The sequence below is a fragment of the Corynebacterium confusum genome, from assembly GCF_030408715.1.
In the GTDB taxonomy this organism is placed as follows: Bacteria; Actinomycetota; Actinomycetes; order Mycobacteriales; family Mycobacteriaceae; genus Corynebacterium; species Corynebacterium confusum.
This window is the reverse complement of sequence record NZ_CP047202.1, coordinates 2,023,904-2,042,808: the sequence shown is the minus strand read 5'-3', so window position 1 is coordinate 2,042,808 and position 18,905 is coordinate 2,023,904. Positions and strand designations below refer to the sequence as shown.

Below are 18,905 nucleotides of genomic sequence, written 5' to 3'. Positions count from 1 at the left end.
AGTGCGACAATATGGGACGTGAAACAAAGTTCTTATATTAAAACGGTGGCGGCGGTAGCCGCGCTGGGTGGTTTGCTCTTCGGCTACGACACCGGCGTGATGAGCGGTGCGTTGCTGTTTATTTCCCCCGAGTTCGGGATGAGCGCGCACGAGGAGGGCTGGGTGACTTCGGCGCTGCTCATCGGCGCCGCTATCGGTGCCCTCAGCGCCGGCCGCGTGGCGGAGTCCCTGGGGCGGCGGCGGACACTCATCCTGGGCGGTGTCGTCTTCGTGGTGGGTTCTATCTGGTGCGCGCTGTCCGGCTCGGTGATGATGCTGGCGGCCGCGCGGGCCTTCCTGGGCCTGGCGGTCGGCGCGGTCTCCATCGTCTCGCCCATGTATATCTCGGAGATGGTGCCCACGGCCGTGCGCGGCAAGCTGGTCTCGCTCAATACCTTGATGATCGTGGTGGGGCAGCTGCTGGCCTACCTGGTCAACTCCGCCCTGGCGGGGCTGGGCAGCTGGCACCTGATGCTGGCGGCCGCGGCCTTCCCGGGCGCGGCGCTGGCGGTCGGCATGTGGTTCCTACCGGACACTCCCGTCTGGCTGGTGGCCCGCGGGCGCACGGAGCAGGCCCGCCGGGTGGCCAGCCGGGTCGGGCTGGAGCTGGACGAGGTCGCCGACAGCCAGCACAACCAGGTTGACGGCAGCGAGTTTTCACGGCTGAAGTCCGCGCGTTGGCTGCAGGTGACCGTCCTGCTGGCCATGCTTATGGGCTTGACCCAGCAGATTACCGGCGTGAACGCGATTGTTTATTTCGCGCCGACGATGATGAACCAGGTGGGGATTTCCACCCAGAACTCGGTCTATACCTCCATGGTCATCGGCGCGGTCTCCGTTATCGCGTGCTGGGTCGGCCTCAAGGTGGTCGACCGGGTAGGCCGCAAGCGCCTGTTGCTCATCGGCCTGACCGGCAATGTGGTCTCCCTATTCGCCCTGGCCGTCGTGTATTCGCGGGCGGAGGGTTCGGTGGCCTTCGCCAGCCTGTCTCTACTGCTGATGGCCAGCTTCATCGCCTTCCAGCAGGCGGCGGTCTCGCCGACAACGTGGCTGCTGATTTCGGAGCTGGTGCCGGTGGGCATCCGCGGCATCGGCATGGGCATCGCCGGGCTTAGCCTGTGGGCGACCAACTGGGCCGTCGCCCAGTATTTCCTGCCGCTGGTGGAGTGGCTGACCGGGCCGTGGGCCTTCGCGCTCTTCGGCGGGCTGGGGATCGTGGCCATCGCCTATACCCGGGTGTTGGTTCCGGAGACTATGGGACGCAGCCTCGAGGAGGTCTCCCAGGACCTGCGGCGACGCTACCAACCCCAGGAGTGAATTTTGGGGTCTGGGGCAACGTACGGTAGAGTGTTTCCCCGTGTCAGTGCTGAGGTTGCTCAGCACGTTCTTTGTTATAGATTCAACCGCATTTTTATTGCGCATTCAGAAAGGAGCGCCCGATGAAGGTCCGCAAGTCGCTTCGGTCGCTGAAGAAGAAGCCGGGCGCCCAGGTTATCCGCCGCCACGGCAAGGTCTTCGTGATCAACAAGAAGGATCCGCGTTTCAAGGCTCGCCAGGGCTAGTCCGAACCGGACGCGCGAAAGCCGCTCCCCGTCGCACCACCAGTGCAATACGGGGAGCGGCTTTCTGCGTTACGGGGTAATTACACGGATGTAAGTGAAATATGTCACAATAGCTCGACTCGTCCTGCGGAAATGCCAACGGTGTAGTTACGTCGTTGGTGAGTGTCGGCCTAGATGTGGGGCTTGAGCTTCGGGTGTCCTGCGGATATCCCGCGTCAGAGCACAATATATAGTGTCTGTTGCGGGCTTTTGCCCCAAAGTATAGTGTTGTCGGTGTTGCTCCGGCGGCCTAGGCGCCACTTCAAGCGCGGGCGTCGAAGAGTGCAGGAGGTGCTCTAAGACCGGCCGGAGAAGAAGTAATCTGCCTCCCCGAAACGGATTAAGGAACCTGCCACCATGTCTATCAAGCTCTACACCAAGCCCGCCTGCATGCAGTGCAACGCCACCAAGAAGGCGCTGGACCGTGCCGGCCTGGACTACGAGTCCGTCGATATCTCCTTGGACGACGAGGCCCGCGACTACGTCATGGCCCTGGGTTACGTCTCCGCTCCTGTCGTGGAGGCTAACGGTGAGCACTGGTCCGGCTTCCGTCCGGACCGCATCAAGGAGCTGGCCACCCTGGCGGCGTCTGCGTAACTAGGAGTCGAAGATATCCATGTTGGTCGTGTATTTTTCTTCCGCAACGGAAAATACGCGCCGCTTCGTGGAGAAGCTGGACTTCCCCAATGCGCGTATTCCCCTGCGTCTCAATGATGAGCCGCTGACTGTCAACGAACCCTACGTTCTGGTCTGCCCGACATACGGTGGGGGAGCGTCCATCAATCACCAAAACTCCCGCCCGGTTCCCCGGCAGGTCATCCGTTTCCTTAACGATGAACACAACCGGAGCCTCATCCGTGCGGTTATTGCGGGAGGCAATAGCAACTTTGGCACCGACTTCGGGAAGGCGGGGGACGTCATCTCCGCCAAGTGCAAGGTGCCGTACGTCTACCGCTTCGAACTACTTGGCAACTCCGACGACGTCGAGATCTGCCGCAGCGGTTTGATAGCGAACGCGCAGCAGCTAGGCCTCGAGCCCCCGCTGAGCGCGTAGCGCAACTTTACAACGCCGGCCGCGGGGAAGCGGCCGGACAGATAGACTTAAAAACATGAAATATCGCGTTGGCTAACTTGGGCGGTTAGCAGTCGCGTCTCATCCTGCGGGACACGGCTGGCCAACCGTCTTCGTGATCCGGCGCTTCCGTAGTAGATGAAAGGCCTGAGTGCAGCCGTGGATAATCAGTTGGGAAAGACTGTGGCAGAGCCGGTTAAGCCGGAGGAAAAGCTCGACTATCACGCGTTGAACGCGCTGTTGAACCTGTACGACGAAGACGGCAAGATTCAGTTCCACCAGGACCGTGAGGCTGCTAACCAGTTCTTCTTGCAGCACGTCAACCAGAACACGGTCTACTTCCACGACCTGGAAGAAAAGATCGGTTACCTGGTCGACAACCAGTACTACGACCCGGCGGTCATCGCGAAGTACGAGTTTTCCGACATCAAGGACCTGTTCAAGCGGGCCTACGCTTTCAAGTTCCGTTTCAAGTCCTTCCTGGGTGCGTACAAGTACTACACCAGCTACACGCTGAAGACCTTCGACGGCCGTCGCTACCTCGAGCGCTTCGAGGACCGCGTGGCCATGACCGCCCTGTTTTTGGCCGACGGCGACGTCGACTTCGCCGGCAAGATTGTCGACGAGATCATGACCGGCCGCTTCCAGCCGGCCACCCCGACCTTCCTGAACGCCGGCAAGGCCCAGCGCGGCGAGCTGGTCTCCTGCTTCCTGCTGCGTATCGAGGACAACATGGAGTCCATCGGGCGTTCCATTAACTCGGCCCTGCAGCTGTCCAAGCGCGGTGGCGGCGTGGCCCTGTTGCTGTCGAATATCCGCGAGTCCGGCGCGCCGATTAAGCACATTGAGAACCAGTCTTCCGGCGTCATCCCGGTCATGAAGCTGCTGGAGGACTCGTTCTCCTACGCCAACCAGCTGGGTGCCCGCCAGGGCGCCGGCGCGGTCTACCTGAACGCCCACCACCCGGACATCCTGAACTTCCTGGACACCAAGCGCGAAAACGCGGACGAGAAGATCCGCATCAAGACCCTCTCGCTCGGCGTGGTCATCCCGGATATCACCTTCGAGCTGGCCAAGCGCAACGACGACATGTACCTCTTCTCGCCGTACGACGTGGAGCGCGTCTACGGCAAGGCCTTCGGGGACATCTCCGTGACCGAGCACTACGAGGAAATGGTCGAGGATCCGCGCATCCGGAAGAAGAAGATCAACGCCCGCCACTTCTTCCAGACCATCGCGGAGATCCAGTTCGAGTCCGGCTACCCGTACATCATGTTCGAGGACACCGTGAACCGGGCTAACCCGGTCAAGACCGGCCGGATCAACATGTCCAACCTGTGCTCGGAGATCCTGCAGGTCAACTCCCCGTCGGAGTTCGACGCGGACCTGAGCTACCGCACCCTGGGCAACGACATCTCATGCAACCTGGGTTCGCTGAACATCGCCATGACGATGGACTCCGACAACTTCGCCCAGACCGTCGAGACCGCCATCCGCGGCTTGACCGCGGTCGCGGACATGACGGCTATCGATTCCGTCCCGTCCGTGCGCCAGGGCAACGATCAGTCCCACGCCATCGGCCTGGGCCAGATGAACCTGCACGGCTTCCTGGGCCGCGAGCACATCGAATACGGCTCCGAGGAGGCCCTGGACTTCACTAACGCCTACTTCGCGGCGGTGCTGTACGCCTCCCTGCGTGCCTCCCTGAAGATCGCGCAGGAGCGCGGTGAGGCCTTCGCGGAGTTCCCGCAGTCCGAGTACGCGACCGGCGAGTTCTTCGACCGCTACGACCCGGCGGAATTCCAGCCGCAGACCGAGCGCGTCAAGGAGCTTTTCGCCAACTCGACCATCCACACCCCGTCCGCCGAGGAGTGGGAGCAGCTTAAGCAGGACGTCGCCCGCGACGGCCTGTACAACCGGAACCTGCAGGCCGTGCCGCCGACGGGGTCCATCTCCTACATCAACAACTCGACGTCGTCCATCCACCCGATTGCCTCCAAGATTGAGATCCGCAAGGAAGGCAAGATTGGCCGCGTGTACTACCCGGCCCCGCACATGGATAACGACAATCTGGAGTACTTCAAGGACTCCTACGAGATTGGCTACGAGAAGATCATCGACACCTACGCTGTCGCCACGAAGTACGTGGACCAGGGTCTGTCGCTGACCTTGTTCTTCAAGGACACGGTCACCACCCGTGACATCAACAAGGCCCAGATCTACGCCTGGCGCAAGGGCATTAAGACCCTGTACTACATCCGCCTGCGCCAGATGGCGCTGGAAGGCACCGAGGTCGAAGGCTGCGTGTCCTGCATGCTCTAAGCAGCTAACGCTGTACGCCGGTAGTTAAAGGCCCGAGGAAATCGTTCTGATTCCCTCGGGCCTTTCGTTTTCTTAACTTATCTGCTTATGCAGTAATTACCAGTCGCGATGGGGGCTGGACCAGTTTTCGTCCAGGATGATGCGCGAGAGGTGCTCGGCGCGGTCCGGATCGCGGTCCCGGATGGCGGCGGCGAGTTCATGGTGGAGCCGCGTGGTGCCGGCGACCGGGTCGCGCTTGGGGGAGCCGAAGACGGATTTGCCCTTGAAGATGGATAGCAGGGAGGGGGCCAGCGCGGCGAACATTTCGTTACCGGAGGCGTGGAGAATCATGGTGTGGAAGCGCAGGTCGGTGGACAGCTCCTCGCCGACGCGCGAGGACGGGGAGGTCTCCAGCTCGGATAGCCGGATGGCTAGCGCGAGGAGCTCGGCGCATTCCTCGGCGGAGGCGCGCTGCGCGGCCAAGCGCGCGGCGATGGGCTCGATGGCCAGCCGCAGTTCGTTCAGCGAACCCAACTGATCGCTGCGCGTCCGCTCGGACTGGAGCCGCCAGTTGATCACCGCTTGGTCGTAGACCACCCATTCGGTCATGGGAAGGACCGTAATCCCTACGCGCCGGGAGGAGGCTACCAGTCCGAGCTGTTCCAGCGCGCGCATTGCCTCCCGGGCGACGGTCCGCGAGATATCGAAGCGGGCGCAGATATCCAGCAGGGTGAAGGTCTGGCCGGTGGCGATGGTCCCGTGAACGATTTCGGATCCGAGCTGGTTGAGGACGGAGCTCAGCAGGGGAGTGGGGTGCTGGGAGGTGGGGGCAAGCAAAATCTGGAATCCTCGCGCGTGGACTGGGTCAGTGGTCGGATAGTGGGGACGCGGGTGCAATGACCTGGTAGGTCCCTGGCGGTTATGGGCCCGGCAGTAGGCGCTTACGTGGATGTTATCGCTGGCTATAAGGAGTTGTTAACACTTTTTGGAAGACTACACCGGATCGTTATTGAGTAGGGGTAACCGGCCGCGGCCTAGGTTAGGGCGACCATCGGGGACTCGCCGGCGCTTCCTCGGGTATTGTGGTGGGTTGTAATACCCCCCGATCGATGAAGGTAGGTCACCTGCGTTGTCTCACGAGTACGATGCGTATGTTTCCGGCCATGACCAGCCGGTTAAGGCAATCAACTGGAACACCATTCCGGACGAAAAGGACCTCGAGGTCTGGGACCGACTGACGGGTAATTTCTGGTTGCCGGAAAAGATCCCGGTCTCCAACGACATCCCGAGCTGGAAGACGCTCACGGAAAAGGAGCAGGAGACCACCATGCGGGTCTTTACCGGCCTGACGCTGCTGGATACCATCCAGGGCACCGTCGGCGCGGTCAGCCTGCTGGATGACGCGGTCACGCTGCACGAGGAAGCGGTCTACACCAACATCGCCTTCATGGAATCGGTGCACGCTAAGTCCTACTCCAATATCTTTATGACGCTGGCGTCTACCCCGATGATTAACGACGCCTTCCGCTGGTCCGAGGAAAACGAGAACCTCCAGAAGAAGGCCAAGATCGTCATGTCCTACTACGAGGGCGACGATCCGCTGAAGAAGAAGGTCGCCTCCACGCTGTTGGAGTCCTTCCTGTTCTACTCCGGCTTCTACCTGCCGATGTACTTCTCATCCCGCGCCAAGCTGACGAACACCGCTGATATCATCCGGCTGATCATCCGCGACGAGGCCGTCCACGGCTACTACATCGGCTACAAGTACCAGCAGGGCGTGTGCAAGCTGGACGAGGCCAAGCAGCAGGAGCTGAAGGAATACACCTTCGACCTGCTCTACGATCTCTACGACAACGAGATCGACTACACCGAGGATCTCTACGACGAGCTGGGCTGGACCGAAGACGTCAAGCGCTTCCTGCGCTACAACGCCAACAAGGCCCTCAACAACCTGGGCTACGAGGGCCTCTTCCCAGCGGACGAGACCCGCGTCTCGCCATCCATCCTGTCCTCGCTGTCGCCGAACGCGGACGAGAACCACGACTTCTTCTCCGGCTCCGGCTCCTCCTATGTCATCGGCAAGGCAGAGGAGACCACCGACGACGACTGGGAATTCTAAGAAGCTCCTCAGATCCCGACACCCCCGGCCGAGACGTCAACCGAAAGGATGACGTATCACGGGGGTGTATTTTCGTCTCTGTACCGGCGGCGAAGCGGAGCTAGCGCGGGGAATATTGTGGGCTACACCACGTTCGCTTACGTGCGGGTTCTGGGTTGGCGAAAATCTAGGCCCAATTTGCTGCGACAATGCCGCCACACGAGTCACACCAGGCCACTCAGCTGCGAATTCGAGTCTTAGAAACGGCTGGCAAAGTGGGGCGGAGTTGGCCTAGGATTAGGTGGTGTAAAACTTTTAAGCGCTTGTATGGCATAAAGCTGGCAAGCGCTTGCTAGTCAGGAGGATATAAATGACCGCTGTGGCGCCACGGTTGGACGATTACGTCCAGCCTTCACGTCCAGAGCCGACGGGGCACGCTAAGACCGGCTCCAAGGCCTGGATGATGTTGACCACCACTGACCACAAGCAGCTGGGCATCATGTACCTGATCATGTCGTTCAGCTTCTTCTTCCTTGGTGGCCTGATGGCACTGCTGATCCGCGCTGAGCTGTTCACGCCGGGTCTGCAGTTCCTGTCCAACGAGCAGTTCAACCAGCTGTTCACCATGCACGGCACTGTGATGCTGCTGCTGTTCGCAACCCCGGTTGTCTGGGGTTTTGCTAACTACGTCCTGCCCCTGCAGATCGGTGCGCCGGATGTGGCCTTCCCGCGTCTGAACGCCTTCGGCTTCTGGATCACCACCATCGGTGGTGTCGTGATGCTGGCAGGCTTCCTGACCCCGGGTGGTGCTGCCGACTTCGGCTGGACCATGTACCTGCCGCTGGCGGACTCCGTCCACACCCCGGGCATTGGCGCTGACATGTGGATCGTCGGCGTTGGCGCCACCGGTGTCGGCACCGTTGCTTCCGCCATCAACATGGTCACCACCGTGCTGACCCTGCGTGCGCCGGGCATGACCATGTTCCGCATGCCGGTCTTCACCTGGACCATCTTCACCGCTTCCGTGGTGGCCCTGATGATCTTCCCGCTGCTGCTGGCTGCGGCACTGGGCGTTCTCTACGACCGCAAGCTGGGCGGCCACATCTACGATTCCGCTAACGGTGGCGCCATCCTGTGGCAGCACCTGTTCTGGTTCTTCGGTCACCCGGAGGTCTACGTTCTGGCCCTGCCGTTCTTCGGCATCGTCTCCGAGGTCGTCCCGGTCTTCGCCCGCAAGCCGGTCTTCGGCTACGTCGGCCTCGTCTTCGCCACCCTGTCCATCGGTGCGCTGTCGATGGCCGTCTGGGCTCACCACATGTTCGTCACCGGCGCGGTCCTGTTGCCGTTCTTCTCGTTCATGACGTTCCTGATTGCGGTCCCGACCGGTATGAAGTTCTTCAACTGGGTCGGCACCCTGTGGAAAGGCCACATCACCTGGGATACCCCGATGATCTTCGCCATGGGCTTCATGGCCACCTTCCTCTTCGGCGGTATGACCGGCGTTATGCTGGCCTCCCCGGCACTGGACTTCCACCTGGCTGAGTCCTACTTCCTGATTGCTCACTTCCACTACACCCTGTTCGGTACCGTGGTCTTCTCCGCCTTCGCGGGTCTGTACTTCTGGTTCCCGAAGATGACGGGCCGCATGCTGGATGAGCGTCTGGGCAAGATTCACTTCTGGCTGACCTTCATCGGCTTCCACGGCACCTTCCTGGTCCAGCACTGGGTTGGCAACATGGGCATGCCGCGTCGTTACGCCGACTACCTGGAGTCCGATGGCTTCACCATCTACAACCAGATTTCGACCATCTTCTCCTTCGTGCTGGGTGCTTCCGTCATCCCGCTGATTTGGAACGTGTTCAAGTCTTGGCGCTACGGCGAGATCGTCACCGTCGATGATCCGTGGGGCTACGGCAACTCCCTCGAGTGGGCCACCACCTGCCCGCCGCCGCGCCACAACTTCAACTCGCTGCCGCGTATCCGCTCCGAGCGTCCGGCGTTCGAGTTGCACTACCCGCACATGGTTGAGCGCATGCGCTCCGAGGCGCACATCGGTGCTGGACACTAACTAGTGTCAACGAGGCGCTGAACCCTCCTGCCAACAAAGCCACCTTCTGGTCCCGGTACTTACCGGGGCCGAAGAAGGTGGCTTTTGGCGATCCAGGGCCGGGTCAATGGGGGCGGCCCTGGGGCTGTGACCGCGGCCGCATCCTGCTGTGGCAGGATAAAGGCTGTGGATAATCAAGCTTTAAAGGACGTAGTGATTACGACCTCGGGGCCGGACAAGCCCGGGGTATCGGCTGCCTTCTTCCGCGTGCTGGCGGCCGTTGGGGTGGAACTGGTGGACGTGGAGCAAGCTATCTTCTCCGGGCGCATCATCCTGGCAGCCTACGGGCGCCTCGACCCCGCGCTCGTCGAGAAGGCGGAGGCCGGGCTGCGCAATACGCTGAGCATCTACCAGCACACCGTCACCGTCGAGGTGGGCACGGATCGCTCCCCGCGGCCGCGCTCTAGCCACGTGGTGGTCATCATGGGGGCGACGGTGACCGCAGAACAGATGGCGGCGCTGGCGCAGGAGCTGGCCAACTTCGACGCCAACATCGACCGCATCCGGGGTCTGTCCCGGCAGCCGCTGACCGGTCTGGAGCTGTCCGTGACCGTGGCGGGCGATGCCGCCGGTTTGCGGGCCCGACTCGCTGAGCTGGCCGGGCGCTTGGGGGTGGACCTGGCTATCGAGGAGGCCGGCCTGCACCGCCGCGCCAAGCGCCTGGTCTGCTTCGACTGCGATTCGACCCTGATTACCGGCGAGGTCATCGAGATGCTCGCCGCCCGTGCCGGCCGCGAGGCGGAGGTTGCCGCGGTCACCGAGCGCGCCATGCGCGGCGAGCTCGACTTCGCGGAGTCCCTGCGCGAACGCGTCAAGGCCCTGGGCGGGCTGGACGAGTCGGTACTGGCGGAGGTCGCGGCTGATATCGAGCTCACCCCAGGCGCGCGCACCACGGTGGCTACTCTCAAGCGCCTGGGCTTCAAGGTCGCGGTGGTCTCCGGCGGCTTCCTGGAGGTCCTCCAGCCGCTGGCCCGCGAGCTTAACCTGGACTACGTGCGGGCCAACACCCTGGCCATTAGCGACGGGAAGCTGACCGGCGAGGTCACCGGGAAGATCGTCGACCGCGCGGCGAAGGCGGAATACCTGCGCGAATTCGCCGCGGACTGTAGCGTGCCCATGTCGCAGACCGTCGCGGTGGGCGACGGCGCCAACGACATCGATATGCTGAGCGCGGCGGGCCTGGGGATTGCCTTTAATGCCAAGTCGGCGCTCAAGGAGGTGGCCGACGCGCAGGTCAACCATCCGTACCTGGACGAGGTCCTGCAGCTGCTGGGCATCCCCTCCGCTGAGATTGAGGAGGACTAGGCCATGGGCCCCGAGCAGGCTATCGATGCCTCTTTCCGCACCGCCCACCAGCGGCTCCAGGAATCCTGCAGTTCGCGCGACTGGCACTGCGATAGGGAAGACCCCAATCAGCCGGAGACCGTCCAGGCCATGCAGATCGCGCTGAACCTGCCCAAGCAGGACACCCCGGCCCGCCACCGCGTGCTGGAAGCGGCCGCCCGGGCTGTGGTCGCGGTGTGCCTGGACGAGCGCGCCGGCGGCGATACGGCCTTCGCCGCGGCTCTGGAGCGCTGGTACGGCCACCGTATCCGCAAGGTGGCCCGCCGCAGCCGTAACAAGGCCTGGAACGACGTCCAGGCGCTGCCCGGGGTGACGGTCGACGTGGCGCGTGCATTCGTTCCCTCGGCGGTCAACGGGGTGGATCCGCTCATTAGCAAGCTGCAGATCGGCCACACGGACCTGCCCGCCGACCAGCCGGGCGTGCCGGCTGCGAACGCACCGGTCATCTACGTGGACGGCTCGCTCGGCATGAGCGCGGGCAAGGCCGCGGCCCAGGTCGGGCACGGCTCCATGCTGCTGGCCGCCAGCCTGAACGTTCAGGCGGCGTGGGAGTGGAAGCAGGCCGGGTTCGCCCTAAGCGTGCGCGAGGTCGACCACGCCACCTTCGAGCGGGCGGAAGCAGAGCCCGGGGCGGTAGTGGTCGTCGATGCCGGGTTCACCGAGATCGCCCCGGATTCGGTGACGGTGTGCGCCCTGCCGCACCTTCTAAGCGTCTAACAGTCCGGGTCGGCTATGGGAGAGGCCGGGCCCGCCTTTAGCGGCTCTCAACGAGGCGCCGAAGCGCGCCTAGCACCGTTTCCAGGCGCGTGGTGGACCAAAACGGCGGCATCGAGGCGCGCAGGAAGCCGCCGTAGCGCTTGGTCTCCAGGCGGGGGTCCAGTACCGCGACGACGCCCCGGTCGCTGGTTGCGCGCAGCAGGCGGCCGGCGCCCTGCGCCATGAGGAGGGCGGCGTGGGTGGCCGAGACCTCCATGAAGCCGTTGCGGCCGGCGGCCTTGGCAGCCTCTGTGCGCGCCTGCATCAGGGGGTTGTCGGGTCGCGGGAACGGGATGCGGTCGATGGTCACAAGCGAGCACGCCGGGCCGGGCACGTCCACGCCCTGCCAGAGCGTCAGCGTGCCAAACAGGCAGGAATTTTCCTGCTTGCTGAACTTATCCACCAGCGCGCCGATGGAATCCTCGCCCTGGAGGAAGATCTCGAAGGGCAGCTTCGGGCGCAGCTCCTCGGCGGCCTGCTCGGCGGCCCGGCGGGAAGAAAACAAACCCAAGGTGCGTCCGCCGGCGGCGGTGATAAGCTGCTGCAGCTCGTCGAGCGTTGCCGGGGATAGGCCGTCGCGGCCGGGCTGGGGCAGGCCTGCGGCGGTGTACAAGATCCCGGACTTGGCCGGGTCGAAGGGAGTGCCGACGTCCAGCGAGTCCCAGGTGCCCTGCGGCAGGCCCCACTGGGCGGCCATCGCGTCGAAGCGCCCGCCCAAGGTCAGCGTCGCCGAGGTGAGCACGACGGTTTGTTCGGCAAAGAGGTTGTCGTGGAGCATCTCCGAGATGGACAGCGGCGCCACCGCCAGGGTGTTCGCCCCGTTGCGGCTGTCCCGGTCCAGCCAGACGACGTCCTCGTGCGCGGCCGGGTCCCCGGTCGCGAAGACGTCGAGCAGCCGCGCGACGGTCTCCACAATCGAGCCCAGGTGGTTGGTCAGGTTCTGGCGCTCGGCGTATTTCTCCGGGTCCTGGGCCTGCTCGTTGTCGGGGGCACGACCGATGGCGGACTTGATGTCTTCGACCGTATCCGCCAGGGAAGACAGTTGGGACTTGGCCTCGTCCGGCAGGTCCACCCAGCGGCCCGGGGAGTACTCATCCAGGAGGAGATTGAACTCGTCGGCCTGCTCGCTCAGGCGGGTCTCCTTGCCGTTGGCGCCCAGCGCCTTAACGCGGTTGGCCGCCATCTTGAGGCCGCGCGCGGTCAGCTCCGCCGTGGACACGGAGGTGATCCGGCCGTCGAGCTCGTGGGCCTCGTCGATGATGACCGCGGAATGCTCGGGCAGGATGGTGGCCTGGGAGACGGCATCGATAGCCAGCAGCGCGTGGTTCGTGACCACGATGTCGACCTGGGCGGCCGCCTGCCGGGCGGACTCCGCGAAACAGTCGGCCCCGTGCGGGCAGCGGGTAGCGCCCAGGCACTCGTTCGAGGTGACCGAGACTTGCCGCCAGGCGAGGTCGCTGACCCCGCGGTCTAAGTCCTCGCGGTCGCCGGTGTCGGTCTCATCCGCCCAGTCGTAGAGGCGGGCGACCTGGGCGCCTAGCCCCGTGGTTTCGGCTTCCTCGAAGAGCCCGGATTCCGCCTCGGCCAGGGATTCGGCCCGTGCTACCTTGTTGAGGCACAGGTAGTTCGAGCGGCCCTTCATGATGGCGAAGGTGGGCTTGCGCTCCATGATGGGCTCGAGCGCCTCGACTAGGCGCGGCAGGTCGCGCTGGACCAGCTGACGCTGCAGGGCCAGCGTCGCGGTGGAGACCACCACGGTGGAGCCGGTGTTGTGCGCGTGCCGAATGGCGGGCACCAGGTAGGCCAGGGACTTGCCCGTGCCGGTGCCGGCCTGCACGGCGAGGTGGCGCTGGCTATCCAGGGCCTTAGTCACCGCGTCGGCCATACGGATCTGCCCGTCGCGCCGCGCGCCGCCCAGGGCTTCGACAGCCGAGGACAGCAGCTCCTCCGTGGAGTGGTTGAGCGGCTCGCGATAAGCCTCGCTGTCGGGGTCGGCGGGGTCTGCTGGGTCGTGCGGGGCGTTTGTCACCCCGATTAGTCTACCGGGCTAGGACTGGTGCGGCGGCAGCAACCCGACCGCCCGGGTAGGTACGGCCGGCTCGCCGCGGGACAGGGCCAGGCCCTCCCAGGGCAGCGTGCCGATGGCCGCGGCCAGGTGGGCGCGGGAGGTGTCCAAGTCCGGGATATCGTCGACGGCCTGGCCGTCGCGCATCAGCGGGATGGTCAGCTGCTGGGTCTCCAGCCCGCCGACGTCCGGGGCGGTGGTGTCCGTATAGGGGAAGACGACCTCCTCGACCGCCACGCCGGTGGAGCGGTAGGTGCGCAGCGCCTGCTTGGCACCGCCAATGGATTCCTTGGAGGACGAACGCTTGGCCACCGGGTGCCCGTCGACCTCCACGACCTTGTAGACCAGGCCAGCCGTCGGGGCGCCCGAGCCGGTGACCACGGAGGTGCCCACGCCGTAGACGTCCACCGGATCGCCGCGCAGGCCGGCGATGGCGAACTCGTCCAGGTCGGACGAGACCACGATCTTGGTCTCGGCATTGCCCAGATCGTCGAGCTGCCTGCGGACCCGGCGGGTGACCGCGCCCAAGTCACCGGAGTCGATGCGCACGCCGCCGAGTTCCTTACCCGCGACCTCCACGGCGTTGATAACCCCCTGCGTGATGTCGTAGGTGTCGATCAGCAGGGTCGTGCCCGCGCCCAGGACGTCGATCTGGGTGGCGAAGGCGGCCTTCTCGTTGGCGCTGCCGTCCTCGTTGACGTGTGCCAGCGTCCACGCGTGCGCGGCCGTGCCGGAGACCGGGATGTCGTAGCGGAAGCCGGCCTCTAGGTTGGAGGTGGCGACGAAGCCGGCCAAGTAGGCCGCGCGGGCGGCGGTGACCGCGGCGTATTCGTGCGTGCGGCGCGCGCCCATCTCCAGGATGGGGCGTCCGTCCGCGGCGGTGACCATGCGGGCGGCCGCGGAGGCGACCGCGGAGTCGGCGTTCATAATGGACAGGATGACGGTCTCCAGCACGATGCACTCGGCGAAGGTGCCGCGCACGGTCAGCAGCGGCGAGTTGGGGAAGTAGAGCTCGCCCTCGCGGTAGCCGTCCACCTGGCCGCTGAAGCGGTAGTTGCGCAGGTAGTCCTTGGTGTCCTCGTCGAGGAAGTCGAGGTGGGCCAGCTGCTGTTCGGTGAAGCGGAAGTTCTGGATGGCCGCGATGACCCGCGGCGTGCCGGCGACGACGCCGTAGCGGCGTTCGTTCGGCAGCCGTCGGGAGAAAACTTCGCAGGTGACTTGGCGGTGGGCGCTGCCGTCTCGCAGGGCTGCCTCGAGCATGGTCAGCTCGTACATGTCGGTGAGTAAGGCAGTGGAGGCGGTGGTATTCGAGCTATCGTTCACAGCCTGAAGTGTACGTCACAGGCGTGTGACGGGGGTGTTTATTGTTCAAATTGGATGACGACCCAGACGCGTCCGTGGCCGATCTCCGCGGCGACCGCCTGGAAGGTATTGGCCGGGTTCAAGATCACCTCGAGGTGCGGGCGGGAGGCGCGCAGCTTCTCCACGACCGCGTAGCCGGTGGCCCCCTCGACCGGCAGGTTGACCTGCAGCTGCGAGATGTTCTCGGGCGAGCGGGATTCCTTCCCGGCGGCCGCGTTCTGGCGGGCCTGCTCCTGGGCCGAGCCCTGGCGATCCGGCCATGGCAGCCCCGGCGGCAGCCCGTTGTCGAGGCGCCACTGGTTCAGGGTGGTGCCCACCTCCTGCTCCAACTCGGTCAGCCGGATTTGTTCCTCCGGGGACGCCGGCTCGGGCTGGGAGGTGGAGGATCTGTTGCCGGGAAATTCGGAGGAGCCCGCCCCGTCGGGGCTGGAGACCAAGGAGGCGATGGCCACGCCGACGGTCGCGGCGAGGGTGATCACCGCGCGGGCCACGCCGGGCAGATCGGCTGGGAAGCGGCCGGCGCGAACTTCGTTAATCAACCGCGTGAGCAGAGGAGGCTGTGACATGCTGTCCTTTCTATCCGGCTCGGTCCGCGCAGGCGCGATCGGCCGCAAGCACAGTGATTTCAGTGGGGATGAAGTACGTTACAAGACTCGTTGAGGCACAGGTTACCTGCCAGGCACCTTGTGCACTAGTGAAATTGGTTAGGCTATTAGGTATGACTGCCAGAATTTCCCCCATTTACATGGGGTCGCCCATGGCTACCCCGGAACTGGACGAGGACCTCAAGGTGGACGTGGCCACCAGCGAAAACCTGCCCTGGATGTGCATCGTCTGGGACGACCCAGTCAACCTGATGAGCTACGTCTCCTACGTCTTCCAGACCGTGCTGGGCTACGACAAGAAGCGGGCTAACGAGTTGATGATGCAGGTACACACCGAGGGCAAGGCGGCCGTGTCCTCCGGTGAGCGCGACAAGATCGAAGCCGACGTCAAGAAGCTGCAGATCGCGGGCCTGTGGGCCACCATGCAGCAGGCCGGCTAGGAGGCGGAGAAGAAAACCCCATGCAAGAGTGGAAGAAGAAGAAATCGCTAATGCGCCCGGTGCGCTTTCACGCCGTCCTGGACCCCATGGAGCGCGAGGTCTTAGGCAACCTGACCTCGACGGTGGCCGAGGCCATCATCCAGCGCGCGCAGTCCGCGCCGAAGGACGAGCTGGCGGAGATGATGGACATGCCCTCCGGCCACAAAGACGCCCCGGAGGATCCGTCCCTGGCGCGCCTGTTCCCGGATTTCATGGCCGACGGCGACGAGGAATTCGACGGCGACGCCTCCCTGATGCGCAGCCTGCACGAAAACGACATCGCCCGCGCCAAGCTGGCTAACCTGCAGGCCATCAACTCCGCGCTGGGGCCGACTGGCTCCGTGGAGCTGAGCATTACGGAGGAAGAGGCCCACCAGTTCGTCGCCGGGCTCAACGATTTGCGCCTGTTCGTGGCCGCGGGGGATTTCAGCGGCCCGGATGCCGCGGTCACGGACCGCGACGCGCTCGTCGAGTGGCTGGCATTCAACCAGGACTCACTGCTGCGGGCGCTGATGTCCTAATGCTCAGCGTCGGCCACGTCAGTCGCGGGGATACCGGGGTCACCGCGGTCTATTTCGGGCCCGCCGGGGCAGTGGCCGGCGTCGACGTGCGCGGCGGCGGCCCGGGCACGCGGGAGACCGACCTTTTGGCCCCGCACAACACCGTCCAGCGGGTCCACGCCATCGTGCTGGCGGGTGGTTCCGCCTTCGGCCTGGCGGCCGCGGACGGGGCCATGCGGCAGCTGGCGCAGGAGGGGCTGGGATTCGCCGTCTTCGGCGAGGACAAGCCCGGCCCGCGCGTGCCCATCGTGCCGGCGGCCGTCATCTTCGATCTGGCAGTGGGCCCGACGCTGCCCACTGCCGACGACGGGGCCGCGGCCATCCGCGCCGCCCTGGCCGGAGACGATCCGGCCCAGGGCAGCGTCGGAGCCGGCTGCGGCGCCACCGCCGGTAAGCTGCGCGGCGGGTTGGGCCGGGCGCAGCTGGAGTCGGCAGATACCGGCTATCACGTCGGCGCCATCGTGGCGGCCAACCCGGTCGGCCAGGTAGTCGACGCGGACACCGGGCTCCTGTTCGGCGCGCCGGGCAGCCCCGGCATCGACAGCGCGGCCTTCGCCAAACTGCCCGACCCAGCCGCCGGCCTGAACACCACCATCGGGGTGGTCTACACCAACGCGCCGCTTTTCAAGGCACAGGCCAAGCGGCTGGCCCTGGCCGGCCACGACGGCATCGCCCGCGCGGTGCGCCCGGCCCACTCGCCGCTGGACGGGGACACCTTGTTCGGCGTCTCCACCGCGGGGTCGGGGCAGGCCCCGGCCGCATCCGTGCTGGTGGGGGACGGGGTCCTGGCCCGGCTGACGGCGCTGGCTGCCGCCGCCGTCGAAGCCGCCATCGTCTCTGCCGTCTGCGCGGCCAGCGACGGCTTCGGCTACCCCGCGTATTCTTCCCTGCTGCGCTAAGCTGAAGTGCACTATGACATATTCCACTGGACCGTATTCGTCCCGGCCGGACCGTAGCCGGGGGCAGACCGGCCCGGCGAATTTCGGACCCACGGGCGGACCCCTCCAGCCGGCCGGCGGCGCTGGCATGCGCAAGCCCCAGACCAACCGGGGCGACTCGGTGAATTACACGCGCGCCGGGCGCTTGCGCACCGGCCTGGTCTTCGCCATTGGCTACTTGGTGGTGCTCTGGGGCATCCACATCATCAACTACGTCATCTTCGGCGGGCAATTGAGCTACTACGGCATCCACCCGCTGGACTTCAACGGCATCTGGGGCATCGTCACCGCCCCGCTGCTGCACGACGACTGGGAGCACCTCATGGGCAACTCGCTGCCCGGGGCCGTGTTCTGCTTCCTCATCGGCCTTTCCGGGCGGAAAGCCTGGTGGGAGGTCACCCTACTGGTGGTGCTCATCGGCGGACTCGGCACGTGGCTGCTGGGCGGGCCCGGCACCAACCACATCGGCGCCTCCAGCCTGGTCTACGGCTGGCTGGCCTACCTGCTGGTCCGCGGTATCTTCAACCGCTCGCTCATCCAGATCGTCCTCGGCGTGGTCCTGGGCGTTGCCTACTCCGGCCTGGTCTGGGGCGTGTTGCCCATCTACGAGGGCGTGTCCTGGCAAGGCCACCTGTTCGGGGCCATCGGCGGCATCGTGGCCGGTATGACTATCACCTCCGACGACACGTCGAAGCAGATTATGCGCCGCAGCGTAAAATAGTTCGGCGTGACTGAACTAGCTGATAAACCGCAGCCCGGACCGACCGCCCCCATCGGGATTTTTGATTCCGGGGTGGGCGGCCTGACGGTCGCGCGCACCATCATCGATCAGCTGCCGCACGAGTCGCTGCTCTACATCGGCGACACGCTGCACGGCCCCTACGGCCCGCGCCCCATCGCGGAGGTCCGCGCGCTGTCCATCAACATCGCCGACGAGCTGGTCGCCCGCGGCTGCAAGATGATCGTGGTGGCCTGCAATACCGCCACGGCCGCCTTCCTACACGACGCCCGCGAGCGCTACGACGTGCCGGTCGTGGAGGTCATCCGCCCGGCCGTGCGCCGTGCCATCGCCACCACCCGCAACCACAAGATCGGCGTCATCGGCACCGAGGGGACCATCAAATCCGGCGTCTACCAGGACCTTTTCGCCGTGCACCCGGACGTGCAGGCCACCGCCGTGGCCTGCCCCGACTTCGTGCCGTTTGTGGAGCGCGGGATTACCTCGGGCCGCCAGATCCTGGGCATTGCCGAGGGTTACCTGGAACCCATGCAGGCCGCCGGCGTCGACACCTTGGTACTCGGCTGCACGCACTACCCGCACCTTTCGGGGGTTATCCAACTGGCCGTGGGAGACGAGGTCACGCTGGTTAGCTCCGCGGAGGAGACCGCCAAGGACGTTCTCAAGGTGCTTACCGAGCGCGACCTGCTCGCGCCCGTGGACAACCCGGCCACGCGCGTGTTCGAGTCCACCGGCGACATGGAGATCTTTGAAAACCTCGCCTCCCGCTTCCTGGGGCCGGGGGTCGGTGAATTCAACCACATTTCCCACTCGGGTTGATTTTCTCCCCGAAATGGCCA

The 18,905-nt window shown here is 64.9% G+C and carries 18 protein-coding genes; 14 read left to right on the top strand and 4 right to left on the bottom strand.

All coding sequences use genetic code 11. The annotated features are described in order from the left end of the window. The first annotated feature begins 18 nt into the window (after positions 1–18). The 5 genes from CCONF_RS09460 (at position 19) to nrdE (ending at position 5,034) form a co-directional block, all read left to right on the top strand. Positions 19–1,356 carry a sugar porter family MFS transporter gene (locus tag CCONF_RS09460; protein WP_290223106.1) on the top strand — a complete coding sequence of 446 codons (1,338 nt, stop codon included), beginning with the start codon at positions 19–21 and terminating at the stop codon, positions 1,354–1,356. A gap of 122 nt (positions 1,357–1,478) precedes the next feature. Further along, positions 1,479–1,601, top strand: coding sequence for a type B 50S ribosomal protein L36 (gene ykgO, locus CCONF_RS09455; protein ID WP_003847162.1), 123 nt, complete (start codon positions 1,479–1,481; stop codon positions 1,599–1,601). Positions 1,602–1,997: 396 nt separating this feature from the next. Further along, the gene (gene nrdH / locus CCONF_RS09450) at positions 1,998–2,237 is read left to right on the top strand and encodes a glutaredoxin-like protein NrdH (protein WP_290223104.1); all 240 of its coding nucleotides are present in this window, start codon (positions 1,998–2,000) and stop codon (positions 2,235–2,237) included. Positions 2,238–2,256: 19 nt separating this feature from the next. Next, positions 2,257–2,694 (top strand): class Ib ribonucleoside-diphosphate reductase assembly flavoprotein NrdI, encoded by a 438-nt coding sequence (nrdI, locus tag CCONF_RS09445; protein WP_290223102.1) that lies wholly within the window; start codon positions 2,257–2,259, stop codon positions 2,692–2,694. 177 nt (positions 2,695–2,871) lie between these two features. Continuing rightward, positions 2,872–5,034 carry a class 1b ribonucleoside-diphosphate reductase subunit alpha gene (gene nrdE, locus CCONF_RS09440; RefSeq protein WP_290223099.1) on the top strand — a complete coding sequence of 721 codons (2,163 nt, stop codon included), beginning with the start codon at positions 2,872–2,874 and terminating at the stop codon, positions 5,032–5,034. A 96-nt stretch (positions 5,035–5,130) separates the two neighbouring features. On the opposite strand, the gene CCONF_RS09435 is transcribed toward nrdE, so the two are convergent. Next, positions 5,131–5,850 carry a FadR/GntR family transcriptional regulator gene (locus CCONF_RS09435; protein WP_290223096.1) on the bottom strand — a complete coding sequence of 240 codons (720 nt, stop codon included), beginning with the start codon at positions 5,848–5,850 and terminating at the stop codon, positions 5,131–5,133. A gap of 292 nt (positions 5,851–6,142) precedes the next feature. Between CCONF_RS09435 and nrdF the strand changes: the two genes are divergently transcribed. The 4 genes from nrdF to CCONF_RS09415 all read left to right on the top strand — a co-directional run bounded on the left by nrdF (position 6,143) and on the right by CCONF_RS09415 (position 11,279). Further along, positions 6,143–7,132: a class 1b ribonucleoside-diphosphate reductase subunit beta gene (gene nrdF, locus CCONF_RS09430; RefSeq protein ID WP_290223094.1), complete on the top strand. Its 990-nt coding sequence runs from the start codon at positions 6,143–6,145 to the stop codon at positions 7,130–7,132. A 349-nt stretch (positions 7,133–7,481) separates the two neighbouring features. Then, on the top strand, positions 7,482–9,179 hold the full coding sequence (gene ctaD / locus CCONF_RS09425; protein WP_290223091.1) for an aa3-type cytochrome oxidase subunit I: 1,698 nt from the start codon (positions 7,482–7,484) through the stop codon (positions 9,177–9,179). 165 nt (positions 9,180–9,344) lie between these two features. Beyond that, positions 9,345–10,523 carry a phosphoserine phosphatase SerB gene (gene serB / locus CCONF_RS09420; RefSeq protein ID WP_290223089.1) on the top strand — a complete coding sequence of 393 codons (1,179 nt, stop codon included), beginning with the start codon at positions 9,345–9,347 and terminating at the stop codon, positions 10,521–10,523. Between the two features lie 3 nt (positions 10,524–10,526). After that, positions 10,527–11,279 (top strand): peptidyl-tRNA hydrolase, encoded by a 753-nt coding sequence (locus CCONF_RS09415; RefSeq protein WP_290223087.1) that lies wholly within the window; start codon positions 10,527–10,529, stop codon positions 11,277–11,279. A gap of 37 nt (positions 11,280–11,316) precedes the next feature. On the opposite strand, the gene CCONF_RS09410 is transcribed toward CCONF_RS09415, so the two are convergent. Genes CCONF_RS09410 through CCONF_RS09400 form a run of 3 tightly spaced genes read right to left on the bottom strand, consistent with a single transcriptional unit; the run spans position 11,317 to position 15,311 of the window. Beyond that, a complete protein-coding gene (locus tag CCONF_RS09410) occupies positions 11,317–13,347 on the bottom strand; it encodes an ATP-dependent DNA helicase (RefSeq protein WP_435384075.1) in 2,031 nt (676 codons plus the stop codon). 18 nt (positions 13,348–13,365) lie between these two features. After that, positions 13,366–14,706, bottom strand: coding sequence for a nicotinate phosphoribosyltransferase (locus CCONF_RS09405; RefSeq protein WP_290223085.1), 1,341 nt, complete (start codon positions 14,704–14,706; stop codon positions 13,366–13,368). 38 nt (positions 14,707–14,744) lie between these two features. After that, the gene (locus tag CCONF_RS09400; RefSeq protein WP_290223083.1) at positions 14,745–15,311 is read right to left on the bottom strand and encodes a CAP domain-containing protein; all 567 of its coding nucleotides are present in this window, start codon (positions 15,309–15,311) and stop codon (positions 14,745–14,747) included. A gap of 179 nt (positions 15,312–15,490) precedes the next feature. On the opposite strand from CCONF_RS09400, the gene clpS reads away from it, so the two are divergent. From clpS to murI, 5 genes are all read left to right on the top strand, one after another. Beyond that, positions 15,491–15,790 (top strand): ATP-dependent Clp protease adapter ClpS, encoded by a 300-nt coding sequence (clpS, locus tag CCONF_RS09395; protein ID WP_290226377.1) that lies wholly within the window; start codon positions 15,491–15,493, stop codon positions 15,788–15,790. A gap of 20 nt (positions 15,791–15,810) precedes the next feature. Next, positions 15,811–16,350, top strand: a complete 540-nt coding sequence (locus tag CCONF_RS09390) for a DUF2017 domain-containing protein (protein ID WP_070769683.1) — start codon at positions 15,811–15,813, stop codon at positions 16,348–16,350. Then, entirely contained in the window at positions 16,350–17,288 is a 939-nt protein-coding gene (locus CCONF_RS09385; RefSeq protein WP_290223071.1) for a P1 family peptidase, read from the top strand. Before CCONF_RS09390 ends, CCONF_RS09385 begins: the two co-directional genes overlap by 1 nt. A 127-nt stretch (positions 17,289–17,415) precedes the next feature. Further along, a complete protein-coding gene (locus CCONF_RS09380) occupies positions 17,416–18,048 on the top strand; it encodes a rhomboid family intramembrane serine protease (RefSeq protein ID WP_290226376.1) in 633 nt (210 codons plus the stop codon). Positions 18,049–18,054: 6 nt separating this feature from the next. Then, on the top strand, positions 18,055–18,885 hold the full coding sequence (murI, locus tag CCONF_RS09375; protein WP_070769680.1) for a glutamate racemase: 831 nt from the start codon (positions 18,055–18,057) through the stop codon (positions 18,883–18,885). Positions 18,886–18,905 lie beyond the last annotated feature (20 nt).

Bases quoted from the DNA above. Each gene is read 5' to 3' on its own strand.
- ctaD (WP_290223091.1), top strand. From the start codon at position 7,482: ATGACCGCTGTGGCGCCACGGTTGGACGATTACGTCCAGCCTTCACGT.
- CCONF_RS09400 (WP_290223083.1), bottom strand. From the start codon at position 15,311: ATGTCACAGCCTCCTCTGCTCACGCGGTTGATTAACGAAGTTCGCGCC.
- ykgO (WP_003847162.1), top strand. From the start codon at position 1,479: ATGAAGGTCCGCAAGTCGCTTCGGTCGCTGAAGAAGAAGCCGGGCGCC.
- CCONF_RS09390 (WP_070769683.1), top strand. From the start codon at position 15,811: ATGCAAGAGTGGAAGAAGAAGAAATCGCTAATGCGCCCGGTGCGCTTT.
- CCONF_RS09385 (WP_290223071.1), top strand. From the start codon at position 16,350: ATGCTCAGCGTCGGCCACGTCAGTCGCGGGGATACCGGGGTCACCGCG.
- nrdI (WP_290223102.1), top strand. From the start codon at position 2,257: ATGTTGGTCGTGTATTTTTCTTCCGCAACGGAAAATACGCGCCGCTTC.
- CCONF_RS09415 (WP_290223087.1), top strand. From the start codon at position 10,527: ATGGGCCCCGAGCAGGCTATCGATGCCTCTTTCCGCACCGCCCACCAG.
- CCONF_RS09380 (WP_290226376.1), top strand. From the start codon at position 17,416: ATGCGCAAGCCCCAGACCAACCGGGGCGACTCGGTGAATTACACGCGC.
- nrdH (WP_290223104.1), top strand. From the start codon at position 1,998: ATGTCTATCAAGCTCTACACCAAGCCCGCCTGCATGCAGTGCAACGCC.
- clpS (WP_290226377.1), top strand. From the start codon at position 15,491: ATGGGGTCGCCCATGGCTACCCCGGAACTGGACGAGGACCTCAAGGTG.